Here is a 12,456-nt window from a genome sequence, read left to right on the forward strand (position 1 = left end):
CGGGCGTTCCGCCGCCGGAGGCGCGACATCACCGTGACCGACACCGCCGCCCTCGCCGGCCTCGCGCCGATCCTCACGACTTTCGGCGTGCTGCTGCTGGCCGGACTGGCGCTGGACGCGCTGGGCCGGCGCACGCGGCTGCCGCGCATCACGCTGCTGGTCGTGTTCGGCGCAATCATCGGGCCGGCGGGGTTCGGGCTGTTGCCGATCGATGCGGAGAACTGGCGCGAGATCACCGCCGATCTCGCCCTGACCATGGTCGCCTTCCTGCTGGGCGGCGAGCTTTCGCTGGCCTCGCTCAGACGCCACGGCCGGGCGATCGTCTGGGTCTCGCTGCTGGTCAGCCTGGTCACGTTCGCCGTCATGACGGCGGGTCTGGCCGCACTGGGCGCGCCAATCGCGCTGGCGCTGGCCCTGGCCGGCGTCGGCGTCGCCACCGATCCCGCCGCGATCCGGGACGTCGTCTCGGAGACCCGCGCCGACGGCCCGGTCACCAGGACCATCCTCGGCATCGTGGCGATCGACGACGCCTGGGCGATCATCACCTTCAGCGTCCTGCTCGGCGTGCTCGCCGCAGCCGGCGACGGAATCGCCGGCGGGTTCGGCGCGGGCGCGGCCGAGATCGGGAAGTCGCTCGCGATCGGCGCGGCCGTCGGGCTGCCCGCGTCGTTCGCCTCCGGCCGCATCCGGCCCGGCGAACCGACGCTCGCCGAGGCGCTCGGCCTCGTCCTGCTTTGCGCCGGCGTGGCGGAATGGCTCGGCGCCTCGCTTCTGCTGACCGGCATGACGGCGGGCGCGGTGATCGTGAACCTCGCCCGGCATCACGACTACTCGTTCCACGAGATCGAGCACATCAGCTGGCCGTTCCTGATCGTCTTCTTCGTGCTCGCCGGGGCGGGCTTCGACCCCGCCGGACTGACGGGCGCGCTCGCGCTGACCGGCGGCTATCTCGTCTTCCGCACCGCCGGCCGGTTTCTCGGCGGCTGGATCGGCGGGCGCGCCGGCGGGCTCGACGATGCGCAGTCGCGCCGGATCGGGCTGATGCTGACGCCGCAGGCCGGCGTCGCCCTCGGCATGGCGCTCGTCGCGCGGGACGCGCTGCCGTCGATCGGAGACACCCTGCTCAACGTCGCCGTGACGACGACGATCCTGTTCGAGATCGCCGGCCCGATCGCCACGCGCATCCTGCTCAAGCGCGCCGGCGAGACGGACGCAAGGGACTAGGACTCCTCGGCGCGCCCGGCGAAGAGCCGGTTAGCGAGGCTGCGTTCGCCGAACCACCAGCGCCAGTCTAGCAGGCCGTAGCGCTCGAACGGCGGCGGCGCGTCGACGTTCAGTCCCAGCTCCTGGAGCAACGCCTCCGGCGTGCGCTGGACATCGAGCGAGGCGAGTTCGCTGCGCACCGACTCGACGGAGGCCTCGACGCGCCGCTCCGGCAGGTCGAGCAGCCGGGGCGGTCCGTCGTCGGCCACGATCACCAGCCGCCCGGCGTCCGGCGAGAAGCTCGCCTGGAAGACCTCGCCGGCGGTCTCGGCCAGCCGCGATCGCTCGAACCCGGTCCGCACGTCCCACAACCGCACCGCGCCGTCGGCCGAGGCGGTGACCACCTCGGCGCGCGCCGGCGAGAACTCCGCCCAGTTGACCCGTTCGCCGTGCCGGAAAATCTGCAGGCGCCGGCCGGTCGCGAGCTCCCAGACGACGGCCGTCGTGTCGTCGGACGCCGATACGAGCCGGCTCCCGTCGCCGCTGAACGCCACCCGGCGAATCCAGCCGGCGTGCCCGCGCAAGGCCGAGACGACCTCGCCGGTCTCCACGCTCCAGAGCCGCGCGACGCCGTCCTCGGAGCCGGTCGCGATCTGCGTTCCGTCGGGGCTGATCGCGACAGAACGCACGCCGCCGCCATGATCGCGGAGCACGCGCGTCGGCGCGTCGGAACCGACGTCCCAGAGCCGCACCGTGCGATCGGCCGAGGCGGTGGCGAGCCACGCGCCGTCGGGCGCCCAGGCGAGATCGAGGACCGGGCCTTCATGGCCCTCGAACATCGCTTCGAGCTTGCCGGTCTCGCGGTTCCAGACGATCGCCGTGCCGTCGTCGGAGGCCGTCGCGAGCCACGCGCCGTCCGGGCTGACGGCCACGTCGCGCACCGGCGCGGCGTGACCCGAATACACCGAGAGCCGCTCGCCGGAGGCGTCCCAGATCGCGGCGTCCTTGTCGTCGGAGCCGGTCGCTAGCGTCTCGCCGAGCGGATCGAAGACGGCGCGGCGCACGCGGTCGCCATGACCGTCCAGGGCGACGCTGGCGCGCGCGCCGGCGCTGAGCGCGTCGAGCGACCAGACCGCGGCGCGATGGTCGCCCGCCAGCGTCACGAGCCGCGAGCCGTCGGCGCTGAGCGCGATCTGTCCGGCCGGCGGCTCGGCGGCGTCGCCGGAATGCGTGTTGGCGCGCGCGTCAGACAGCGCGGCCAGGCGCAGCACGCCGCGGGTCTCCTCGGTCTCCGGGTCCCAGACGCGGATCGTGTCGTCGCGCGCCGCCGTGATGATGACCGACTCGTCGGCGCTGTAGACGGCGTCCCAGACCGCGGCGGAATGGCCGCGCAGCGTGGCGCCGAGCTTGATGTCGACGCCCGGCCGGGCGTCCCAGATGCGGATCGCGTTGTCGCTCGACGTCGTGATCAGCTGATCGCTCAACGGGCTGAACGCCGCGCTCATCGCCGCGCTCTCCAGCCCGGCGTCGGCCTCCGCCCTCACCTCGTCGAGCAGCGCGCCGCCATTGGTGCGCCAGACGCGCGCCGGCCCGTCGCCCGACGCCGTGACGAGGCGCCAGCCGCGCGGGCTGAAGCGGGCCGTGCGGATCGGAGAGTCATGACGCATCGTCGCCGTCAGCCGGCCGTTGACCGGATCCCAGAGCCGGGCCGCGCCGTCGGCGGCGATCGTCACGATCTGCCGGCCGTCGGAACGGAAGGCGAGCGAGACCACGGCGGCGTCATCGTGATCGAGCGCGACGACCTGCTCGCCGTCGGAGAGCCGCCAGACCCGCGCCGTCCCGTCCTCGCCGGCGGTCGCGACCCGCGCGCCGGCGGAATCGAAGACGGCTGCGCGCAAGGGCGCCTCCTGGCTGAAGACGGCGATCTGCTCGCCCGTTTCGGCGTCGGACACCCGCGCCGTCCCGTCGGCCGAGGCGGTGAGCACGCGCGCCCCGTCCCGGCTGAACACGACCGACGCGACCTCGCCCTCATGCTCGATCAGGGCAAGCCGCTCGCCGGTCTCGGCGTCCCAGACGCGCGCCGCACCATCGGCCGAGGCCGTGGCGATCCGCGTCCCGTCCGGACTCAGCGCCGACATGCGCACCGGGCCTTCATGGGAATTCAGCGTGCGCGTCAGCACGCGCGAATCCAGCAGGTCGGCGGCGAGCTCGATCGCCTCGGGCGTCTCAGGCCGCGACAGCAGCGCGCCCGACGTCGTCGGCAGCACTTCGGCGAGCAGGGCGGCGGCGACGACCTCCTCGCCGCGGCCGAAGGATTTCTGGACATAGCGCGCGACGAGTTCGGATTCGCGGGCCAGCGCGGACTGGCGCTGCTGGTAGGCGCCGACGCCGATTCCCCCGGCGATGACCATCAGCACCAGGGCGGCGAGGGAGGCGTAGGTCGCGATCTTGGCGCGGCGGACCGCCTCGGCCTTTTCCTGCTCGAGCTTGACGTTGTGCTTTTCGCGCAGCTCGCCGACATCGACGCCGAGCAGGCCGGCGACCAGCTTGACGAAGGCTTCGTCGCGGCCCTCGCCTTCCTTGCGGGCGTCTGCGGCGATCGGCGCGGTCTCGGTCTTGGTGAGCTCTCCCGTGGACGGGTCGATCTCGCGCTTGAGCGCCTCGACGAAGCACTCGTTCTTCTTGTCGAAGGGTTCGCCGCCCACGATGATCGGGAAGATCCGGTGGCCCTTGCCCGAGCGCTTGAAGTGGGCGACCTCCTCGTTGACGTAATCCGACTTCGCCGAGTTCGGGCTGCACACCACGATCAGCGAAGCCGAGGCGTCGAGCGTCTCGCGCAGCCCGTCGTCGAGATGCGAGCCGGCGGCGAGGCTGGTGCGATCGCGGAACACGGGCGACACGCCTGAAGGCACCGGTCCGGGCGGCGCCCAGGCGCCGATCAGGTCGATCGGCACGCGGAAGGCCTCGAGCTCGGTCTCCAGCCATTCAGCCCAGCCCACGTCCTTGTGGTTGTAGCTGATGAAGGCCTTGTAGGCGTACTGGCCCCACGGGTCGCGCGCCATTGAGATCCCCCTTCCGAACCGCGGGATATTAACCTTTCCACCCCGACGGGTCAGCCATTTCTTATGCCGGAGCCGTGTCGCCGCCGGTCCGGCCGGTCTTCCCCGAGACGGCGGAGCGCTTTAGACAGATCGGGAGGGAATGGCGCGGCGCCGGCCGCGCCGGCGGCGGGCGCGAGGTATCCGGATGGCGAGACAGCTGATCGCGGCGACGCCGATCGCGCTCGCGGTCCTCACCCTGGTCGCGGGCGTGTGGGGCTGGAGCGTCGCGCTGTCCGGCGAGTTCACCGGTTTCGCGCTGATCGAGAACGCCTTCTTCCGCACGATCAAGGCGTTCACATTCAGCGACGTCTACAACGAGCTCGGCGCATACGGCGAGCCGGCGAGCCTCCGCCTTGCGCGGTGGTCGGGCTTTCTCGCCACGACGGGCACGCTCATCCAGATCGGCTACGCCCTGCTGCGGACGCAGGTGAAGAATTTCCAGGCGTCGTGGCGGCGCGGCCACGCCGTGGTGCTCGGCGACCACCCCTTCGCGCGGCGCTTCGCCGAGGCGCTGGCCGTGCGCGGCCGGACCGTCACCCATCACGCCGACGCCGAAGAGGACGACTGGGACGGCGTGCTCACCCTGCGCCGGGCGGTGAGCCTCCAGCAGGACGTGATGCAGCGCAGCCTCAGGAGCGCGGCGCGCATCATCGTCGCCGAAACCACCGACGCGGCGACGGCCCAGACCGCGCTCACGCTGTCGCGCAGCTATCCCGAGACCGCGATCTTCGCCTTCATCAAGCAGCCCTGGCTGGCCGAGCGGCTCAACCACGTCTCCGACATCGCCGTCGACGCCGAGCATCGCGGCGACCGGCTGACTGTCGTCTCCGAGGCCGCCGCCGCGGCCCGCGCCGTGATCGCCCGCCATCCGCCCTTCCTGGCGCCGGACGGCTCGGCGCGCGCGCCGGTCCATGTCCTGATCGCCGGGTTCGGCGCGCTGGGCGAGGCGATCGCCACCGAGCTTCTGAACTCCGGCGCGCACAGCCCCGGCGCGCCGCCCATGGTCACCGTCGTCGACCCCGAGGCCCGCCGGCGCGCCGACGGCTTCGCAGCCCGTCACGGCGATCTCTCCGATATCCTCGATCTCGCCTTCATCGAGGCGCGCGCCGACGCGATCGACCGGCAGGGCCTCGAGATCCTGCGCGACCGCTGCGCGCGCACGCCGCTGCACGCCATCTACGCCGCGCCGGGCGAAGCCTTCTCGCCGCTGGTCTCGGCGCTCGCCCTGCGCGAACTCGGCGAGCGCGAGCACCTGTTCGATTGCCCGATCTTCGTGCGCGCCCGCAACGGCGCGGGCCTGCCCGAGTGCGGACCGAGTCTCGATTACGACCCGCGCCAGCTGATCGCCTTCGCGCGCTGGGAGGAGGTGATCGCCGCGACCGGCCTGCTCGAGGAGGACCCGGACGCGCGGGCGAAGTCCTACCACGACGCCTATCGCGACGCGGGTTCGGGCCGCGACGCCGACCAGCCGTGGGAATTCCTCAGCGAGAAGTACCGCGTCTCCAACCGCCGCGCCGTCTCGCACATCCCCGCCAAGCTGCTCGCCGCCGGCTTCGACATCCGCGACTGGGTCGCGACGCGTTCGCTCTCGCCCAACGCCGCGCCGGCGCTCGCACCGGGCGAGCCGCTCTACCGCAACGCCGCCGAGCTCGTGCGCCTGGCGGAGCTCGAGCATGTGCGCTGGGTCATCGACCGGCGCCTCGAAGGCTGGCGGCCCGGCGAGAAGACCGACCGGGCGCGGCGCATTCACGGCGACCTGAAACCGTTCGATGCGCTCACGCCGGAGACGCAGAGCTACGACGTGCGCTTCGTGCTGGCGCTGGAGGACTGGCTGGAGACGAGCGAAACGGGCTTGGCGCGGCTCGAGACCGCAACGGCGCCGGAGGAGACCGCGGCCGATCGCGACCTCGTCCGCCATGTCCGCGATCTGATCGACGGCGACGCCGAAGCTGCGTGATGGCTGCGCGGATCATCGGCGTGACGGGCCATCGGCCGAACCGGCTCAGCAGCTGGGCGATCTTCCGCCTGCCGGGCCGCGCGCGCCGGGTGCTGGCGCGGCTCGAACGCGCCGCCGGGGCGACGGGCGCGGAGATGCGGCTGGTCTCCGGGCTCGCCGAAGGCGCCGACACGATCGTCGCGCGCGAGGCGCTCAAGCGCGGATGGACGTTGACGGCGCTGCTGCCGAAGCCAGCCTCGGCGTACGAGCGGGACTTCGCGAGCCGCCGGGCGCGCGCCGCGTTCCGCCGTCTGCATCGGCGCGCCGACGAGACGGTCGTCGTCGCCCGCGCCGCGGAGGCGCCGGCCTCCCCGAGCGGGCGCTACCGCGCCGCGGGGATCGCGATGGTCGAACGCATCGATGCGCTGATCGCCGTCCACGACCGCGGCGAACCGGCGGGGCCCGGCGGCACGCACGACGTGATGGAGATCGCCCGCCGGCGCGGCGCGCCGATCGTCGAGATCGTGGTGTGAGGCCGCCGCCGCGTCAGGCGCTCTCGTCGCGGTTCTCCAGCCGGAAGCGCTGAAGCTTGCCGGTCTGGGTCTTGGGCAGATCGTCGACGAAGGCGACCGCACGGGGATACTTGTAGGGCGCGATCGTCGCCTTGACGAAATCCTGCAGCTCGCGGGCGAGCGCGTCGCCGGCCCGGGCGGGATCCTTGAGCACGACATGGGCGCTCACGATCGCGCCGCGCTCGGCGCAGGGCCGCCCGGCGACCGCGCACTCTGCGACGGCGTCGTGCTTCAGCAGCGCCTGCTCCACCTCGATGGCGGCGATGTTGTAGCCCGACGACACGATCATGTCGTCCGACCGCGAGACGTACCAGAAATAGCCGTCTTCATCGGTGCGGAAGACGTCGCCGGTGACGTTCCAGCCGTCCTGCACGTACGACTTCTGCCGCTCGTCGGCGAGGTAGAGGCAGCCCGTCGGACCGCGCACGGCCAGCCGGCCGGTCTCCCCAACCGCCAGCGGCGCGCCGGCGTCGTCGATGAGGCGCGCCTCGTAGCCCGGAACCGGCTTGCCGGTCGCGCCGGGGCGGATCTCGCCGGCCGGCGCGGAAATGAAGATGTGGATCATCTCGGTCGCGCCGATGCCGTCGATGAGTTCGACGCCGGTGGTCTCATTCCAGGCCCGCCAGGTCGCCTCGGGCAGGTGCTCTCCGGCCGAGACCCCGCCCTTGAGCGAGCACAGGTCGAACCGCTCGGCCAGGCCGATCATGGCGCGATAGCCCGTCGGCGCGGTGAATGTGTGGGTGACCCCGAAGCGCTCGATGGTCTCGCACAGCGCCTCGAAGCCCGGCCGGTCGGGCAGCGCGACGGCCGCCCCGAACCGCGCGGGAAACACCACGAAGGCGCCGAGCCCGAAGGTGAAGGCGAAGGGCGGCGTGCCGGCGTAGACGTCGCCGGGCTGCGGATCGAGACAATGCCGCGCGAAGGTGTCGGCCATCGCCAGGATGCTGCGATGGAAGTGCGCGCAGGCCTTGGGCTCGCCCGTCGTGCCCGAGGTGAAGGCCAGCAGCGCGACGTCGTCGGCCGCAGCATCGCAGGCCTCGAACGTCGCCGGCTTGCCGGCGGCCATCTCTTCGAGCGTGGAATGCGGACCGAACTCGGCGACGCGCTCGAGCCCGCTCCCGGCGGCCTGCGATTCCTGGGCGGGTTCGGCGAAGCGCGGATCGACGAGCGCGAGGCGCACCTCGGCCTTCCTCACGATCTTGGTGAGCTCGGTTTCGCGCAGCATCGGCATGGTCGCGACCGCGATCCCGCCGGCCTTGAGCACGGCGTGCCAGGCGATCATGAGATCGGCCGAATTGCCGCCGTGAAGCAGGACGCGGTTTCCGGACACGAGGCCGAGATCGTCGACGAGGACGTGCGCGAGCCGGTTCGCCGCGGCGTTGAGCTCGGCGTAGGTGAGCGTCTTCTCGCTGGAGTACACGGCGACCCGGTCGCCATGGCCGGCGGCGACGGTCTTGTCGAGCAGCTCGACGGCGGCGTTGAGGCGGGGCGGGTATTGCAGCCCGGGACGGTTGAATATCAGGTCCGGCCAGTCATCCTCGTCGGGCAGATTGTCCCGCGCGAAACTGTCGGCGTATCCCGTAGGCTCCATCGGCATGCGGCCGTCCCCGAACTCCTGCGAGCGCATTGAATCGGCGCGCATTGTTGCATGAGGAACAGCGTATGAAGGAAGCCTTTCTTTATGACGGCGTGCGCACGCCGATCGGGCGCTATGGCGGCGCGCTGTCGTCGGTGCGCGCCGACGATCTCGCCGCCCATCCCTTGCGCGCGCTGGTCGAGCGCCACGGCCCGGAGCTGGCCGAACGCGTCGAGGAGATCGTGCTGGGCTGCGCCAACCAGGCCGGCGAGGACAATCGCAATGTCGCGCGCATGGCCGCGCTTCTGAGCGGTCTCGGCGAGACGGTCCCCGGCGTCACCGTGAACCGGCTGTGCGCCAGCGGGCTCGAGGCCGTCGCCCACGCCGCGCGCGCGATCCGGACGGGCGATATCGGCCTGGCGCTCGCGGGCGGGGTGGAGAGCATGTCCCGCGCGCCCTTCGTCATGGCGAAGGCCGAGACGGCGTTCTCGCGCGCGGCGAAGATGGAGGACACCACCATCGGCTGGCGCTTCGTCCACCCGGAGATCGAGGCGCGCTACGGCGTGGAATCGATGGGCGAGACGGCCGAGAACCTGGCCGAGGAGCGCGGAATCGACCGCGCCGATCAGGACCGCTTCGCCGCGCGGTCCCAGCGCCTGGCCGCCGAGGCGACCGACAGGCTCGCCGCCCAGATCGCGCCGGTCGAGATCCCGCAGCGCAAGGCCGATCCCGTGATCGTCGACGCCGACGAGCATCCCCGCCCGGGCGTCGACGAGGACAAGCTCGCCGGGCTCAAACCCGCCTTCAGAAAGGACGGGAGCGTCACCGCCGGCAACGCCTCTGGGGTGAATGACGGGGCGGCGGCGCTGATCGTCGGCGACGAGGCCTCGGGCCGGGCGCTCGGACTGACCCCCCTCGCCCGCGTGGTCGGCTACGCCGCAGCGGGCGTCCCGCCGCGCACGATGGGGATCGGCCCTGTCCCGGCGACGGCCAAGGCGCTCGCCCACGCGGGCCTCGCGCTGGACGATGTCGACGTCATCGAACTCAACGAAGCCTTCGCCGCCCAGGTGCTGTCCTGCACGCGCGAATGGGGCATTGAAGACGACGACAAGCGCCTCAACGCCTGGGGCGGGGCGATCGCGCTCGGCCATCCCCTCGGCATGAGCGGGGCGCGGCTGGCGCTCACCGCCGCCCAGCGCCTCCACGCCGAGAACGGCCGCTACGCGCTGGTCACGCTGTGCGTCGGCGTCGGCCAGGGCGCGGCGATGGTGCTGGAGCGGACCTAGTCCTCGACGACGGCCGTCGTCTCGATCTCGATCTGCGCGGCCGGCTCGATCAGACCCGCGACGACGACGAAGGCCATGGCGGGATAATGCCGGCCCATCAGGGCCTTCCAGATCGGGCCGAGCCTCGGCGCGGCGTCGAGATAGGCGTCGCGGTCGGTGATGTAGCCGGTCATGCGCGCCACGTGCTCGGGTCCGGCGCCGGCCTCGGCGAGGACGGCGAGCGTGTTCTTCAGCACCTGCTCGAACTGGTCGGCGAAGTCGTCGGAGACGATGGTTCCGGTCGCGTCCCAGCCGATCTGGCCGGCGACGAAGACCTGGCGGCCGCGCGCTTCGATCCCGTTGGAATAGCCCTTCGGCCGGGGCCAGCCCGGCGGCTGCAGCACCTTCATCGCTCGACCTCCTCGAGAAAATCGGTCATCCGCGCGCGCAGCCCGTCGGGAATGGGCGTCGGCTTGTGGGCGTCGATGTCGAGATAGACGATGGTCAGCCGCGCCTCGAAACGGACTTCCTCGCCGCACAGCGCCCGGATGCGCAGCGCCGCCGACGCCCCGCCGATGCGCTCCACCGTCAGCCGGAAAACGAGCTCGTCGTCGAGTCCGCCTGGCGTCTTGAAATCGACCTCGATGCGCGCCAGCGGCACGCCGAAGCGCTCTTTCAGGATCATCTCGTCGAAGCCGTGGTCCAGCGCCTCGCGGAACCAGGCCTCGACGGTCTCGTTGATCATCTCGAAATAGCGCGGATAGAAGACGATCCCCGCCGGATCCATGTCGGCGAAGCGGATCGCGCGGCGGTGCTCGAAGACGCTCATGCGCCCTCCGCGAGCGCGTGGCGCGCGATGATCAGCTTCTGCACTTCCGAGGCGCCCTCATAGATGCGCAATGCGCGGATCTCGCGGTAGAGCGCCTCGGGAACCGAGCCCTTCGTCACGCCCAGCCCGCCGAAGATCTGGACGGCCTTGTCGATGGTCGCCTGCGCGGTCTCGGTGGCGTGGAGCTTGGCCATCGCGGCTTCGCGCGAGACCCGCGGCGCGCCGGAATCCTTCATCCAGGCGGCGCGATAGATGAGCAGCGCGGCCGCATCGATATCGAGCGCCATCTCGGCGATCTGCGACTGCACGACCGGCAGGTCGGCGAGCGTCCCGCCGAAAAGCTCGCGCGAACCCGCCCGCGACCGCGCCTCGTCCAGCGCCCGCCGGGCGAAGCCGAGGGCGGCGGCGGCCACGGTGGAGCGGAACACGTCGAGCGTCGCCATGGCGTACTTGAACCCGGCGTTCTCCTCGCCGATCAGGTTCGACGCCGGCACGCGGCAGCCTTCGAAGCCGAGACGCGCCAGCGGATGGGGCGCGATCACCTCGATGCGCTCGCGGATCTCGAGGCCGGCCGCGTCGGCGGGCACGATGAAGGCGCTGATCCCGCGCGATCCCGCCTCGCCGGTGCGCGCGAAGACCACATAGAAGTCCGCGATCCCGCCGTTGGAGATGTAGGTCTTCTCGCCGTCGAGCACGTAATCGTCGCCGTCGCGCTTCGCCTCCAGCGACAGCGCGGCGACGTCGGAGCCCGCCTCGGGCTCGGTGAGCGCGAAGGCGGCGATCGCCTCGCCCGAGGCGACGCCCGGCAGCCAGGCGGATTTCTGCGCGGCGTCGCCGAACAGCGAGATCGTGCCCGAGCCCAGCCCCTGCATGGCGAAGCTGAAATCGGCGAGCCCCGAGTAATAGCCCAGAGTCTCGCGCATCAGGCACAGCGAGCGGACGTCGAGCGGGTCGTCGCCGCCCGGCGCGCTCAGCTTCAGCCAGCCCGCCGCGCCGAGCGATTTCACGAGATCGCGGCATTCGGCGTCGACATCGCCGTGCTCGGCGAAGCCGTCGGCGCCGAACGTCTTTTCCGCCCAGTCGCGCGCCCGGCGGGCGAGGTCGCGATGGCGATCGGTGAGGAAGGGCCAGTCGAGATAGCTTTGATCGGCCACGCTCAATTCCCCTCGAAGACGGGCTTTTCCTTCGCCACGAAGGCGCGGTAGGCGCGGCGGAAATCCTCGGTCTGCATGCAGATCGCCTGGGCCTGGGCCTCGGCCTCGATGGCCTGGTCGAGCCCCATGTCCCACTCGGCGTTCAGCTGCGCCTTGGTCATGGCGTTGGCGAAATTGGGCCCCGCCGCGATGCGGGCCGCCCACGCCTTCGCCGCGTCGAGCACCGGGCCGTCTTCGACCAGCTGGTTCCAGAAGCCCCAGCGCTCGCCTTCTTCCGCGCTCATCGAGCGGCCGAAAAACAGCAGCTCGCTCGCCCGGCCCTGGCCGATGATGCGCGGCAGGATCGCGCACGCGCCCATGTCGCAGCCGGCGAGCCCAACGCGGTTGAACAGGAAGGCGGTCTTCGCGTCCGGCGTCGCCAGCCTGAGATCGGCGCTCATCGCGAGGATCGCCCCGGCGCCGGCGCACACGCCCTCGACAGCGGCGATCACCGGGGGCGGGCAGTGCCGGATCGCCTTCACGAGATCGCCGGTCATGCGCGTGAATTCGAGCAGGCCGGGCATGTCCTTCTCGGTGAGCGGGCCGATGATCTCGTGAACGTCGCCGCCCGAGCAGAAATTCCCCCCGGCGCCGGTGAGGACCACCGCCTTCACCTCCGGCGCCTGGTCGAGGGCGCGGAAGAAATCGCGCAGCTCGGCGTAGGACTCGAAGGTGAGCGGGTTCTTCTTCTCCGGCCGGTCGAGCGTGACGACGCCCACCCCGTCGGCGAAGTCCCAGCGGAAATGGGCCGGCTTGAAGCTGTTCGGATCCATCAATTCCC

The 12,456-nt window shown here is 71.7% G+C and carries 10 protein-coding genes; 4 read left to right on the top strand and 6 right to left on the bottom strand.

Annotation, left to right across the window (positions count from 1 at the left end; all coding sequences use genetic code 11):
- Positions 1–33 precede the first annotated feature (33 nt).
- Positions 34–1,224 carry a cation:proton antiporter gene (locus DDZ18_RS08925; RefSeq protein ID WP_233245778.1) on the top strand — a complete coding sequence of 397 codons (1,191 nt, stop codon included), beginning with the start codon at positions 34–36 and terminating at the stop codon, positions 1,222–1,224.
- Here DDZ18_RS08925 and DDZ18_RS08930 read toward each other — a convergent pair.
- Complete coding sequence (locus DDZ18_RS08930) at positions 1,221–4,265, bottom strand: WD40 domain-containing protein (protein ID WP_109252998.1); 3,045 nt, start codon at positions 4,263–4,265, stop codon at positions 1,221–1,223. The genes DDZ18_RS08925 and DDZ18_RS08930 overlap by 4 nt on opposite strands.
- Positions 4,266–4,449: 184 nt before the next feature.
- Here DDZ18_RS08930 and DDZ18_RS08935 point away from each other — a divergent pair, with 184 nt between their 5' ends.
- Together DDZ18_RS08935 and DDZ18_RS08940 are read left to right on the top strand one after the other, a co-directional pair.
- Positions 4,450–6,261 carry a hypothetical protein gene (locus tag DDZ18_RS08935; protein ID WP_109252999.1) on the top strand — a complete coding sequence of 604 codons (1,812 nt, stop codon included), beginning with the start codon at positions 4,450–4,452 and terminating at the stop codon, positions 6,259–6,261.
- Positions 6,261–6,773 carry a hypothetical protein gene (locus tag DDZ18_RS08940; RefSeq protein WP_109253000.1) on the top strand — a complete coding sequence of 171 codons (513 nt, stop codon included), beginning with the start codon at positions 6,261–6,263 and terminating at the stop codon, positions 6,771–6,773. The genes DDZ18_RS08935 and DDZ18_RS08940 overlap by 1 nt, the downstream gene beginning before the upstream one ends.
- A 13-nt stretch (positions 6,774–6,786) precedes the next feature.
- Here the strand turns inward: DDZ18_RS08940 and DDZ18_RS08945 are convergent, their stop codons facing one another.
- Positions 6,787–8,403, bottom strand: a complete 1,617-nt coding sequence (locus tag DDZ18_RS08945; RefSeq protein ID WP_109253110.1) for an AMP-binding protein — start codon at positions 8,401–8,403, stop codon at positions 6,787–6,789.
- A 71-nt stretch (positions 8,404–8,474) separates the two neighbouring features.
- Here DDZ18_RS08945 and pcaF point away from each other — a divergent pair, with 71 nt between their 5' ends.
- Positions 8,475–9,674 (top strand): 3-oxoadipyl-CoA thiolase, encoded by a 1,200-nt coding sequence (pcaF, locus tag DDZ18_RS08950; protein WP_109253001.1) that lies wholly within the window; start codon positions 8,475–8,477, stop codon positions 9,672–9,674.
- Here the strand turns inward: pcaF and DDZ18_RS08955 are convergent.
- The 4 genes from DDZ18_RS08955 to DDZ18_RS08970 are packed head-to-tail and all read right to left on the bottom strand — an operon-like array spanning position 9,671 to position 12,448.
- Positions 9,671–10,063 (bottom strand): RidA family protein, encoded by a 393-nt coding sequence (locus tag DDZ18_RS08955; protein ID WP_109253002.1) that lies wholly within the window; start codon positions 10,061–10,063, stop codon positions 9,671–9,673. The two genes, pcaF and DDZ18_RS08955, sit on opposite strands and share 4 nt — an antisense overlap.
- Positions 10,060–10,482 carry an acyl-CoA thioesterase gene (locus DDZ18_RS08960; RefSeq protein WP_109253003.1) on the bottom strand — a complete coding sequence of 141 codons (423 nt, stop codon included), beginning with the start codon at positions 10,480–10,482 and terminating at the stop codon, positions 10,060–10,062. The genes DDZ18_RS08955 and DDZ18_RS08960 overlap by 4 nt, the downstream gene beginning before the upstream one ends.
- Positions 10,479–11,636: an acyl-CoA dehydrogenase family protein gene (locus DDZ18_RS08965; RefSeq protein WP_109253004.1), complete on the bottom strand. Its 1,158-nt coding sequence runs from the start codon at positions 11,634–11,636 to the stop codon at positions 10,479–10,481. Before DDZ18_RS08965 ends, DDZ18_RS08960 begins: the two co-directional genes overlap by 4 nt.
- A gap of 2 nt (positions 11,637–11,638) precedes the next feature.
- Positions 11,639–12,448, bottom strand: a complete 810-nt coding sequence (locus DDZ18_RS08970; RefSeq protein ID WP_109253005.1) for an enoyl-CoA hydratase family protein — start codon at positions 12,446–12,448, stop codon at positions 11,639–11,641.
- Positions 12,449–12,456: the final 8 nt, after the last annotated feature.

Origin of the sequence: Marinicauda salina, assembly GCF_003122085.1 — a bacterium.
GTDB lineage: Bacteria > Pseudomonadota > Alphaproteobacteria > Caulobacterales > Maricaulaceae > Maricicauda_A > Maricicauda_A salina.

Bases quoted from the DNA above. Each gene is read 5' to 3' on its own strand.
- DDZ18_RS08930 (WP_109252998.1), bottom strand. From the start codon at position 4,265: ATGGCGCGCGACCCGTGGGGCCAGTACGCCTACAAGGCCTTCATCAGC.
- DDZ18_RS08935 (WP_109252999.1), top strand. From the start codon at position 4,450: ATGGCGAGACAGCTGATCGCGGCGACGCCGATCGCGCTCGCGGTCCTC.
- DDZ18_RS08940 (WP_109253000.1), top strand. From the start codon at position 6,261: ATGGCTGCGCGGATCATCGGCGTGACGGGCCATCGGCCGAACCGGCTC.
- DDZ18_RS08945 (WP_109253110.1), bottom strand. From the start codon at position 8,403: ATGGAGCCTACGGGATACGCCGACAGTTTCGCGCGGGACAATCTGCCC.
- pcaF (WP_109253001.1), top strand. From the start codon at position 8,475: ATGAAGGAAGCCTTTCTTTATGACGGCGTGCGCACGCCGATCGGGCGC.
- DDZ18_RS08955 (WP_109253002.1), bottom strand. From the start codon at position 10,063: ATGAAGGTGCTGCAGCCGCCGGGCTGGCCCCGGCCGAAGGGCTATTCC.
- DDZ18_RS08960 (WP_109253003.1), bottom strand. From the start codon at position 10,482: ATGAGCGTCTTCGAGCACCGCCGCGCGATCCGCTTCGCCGACATGGAT.
- DDZ18_RS08970 (WP_109253005.1), bottom strand. From the start codon at position 12,448: ATGGATCCGAACAGCTTCAAGCCGGCCCATTTCCGCTGGGACTTCGCC.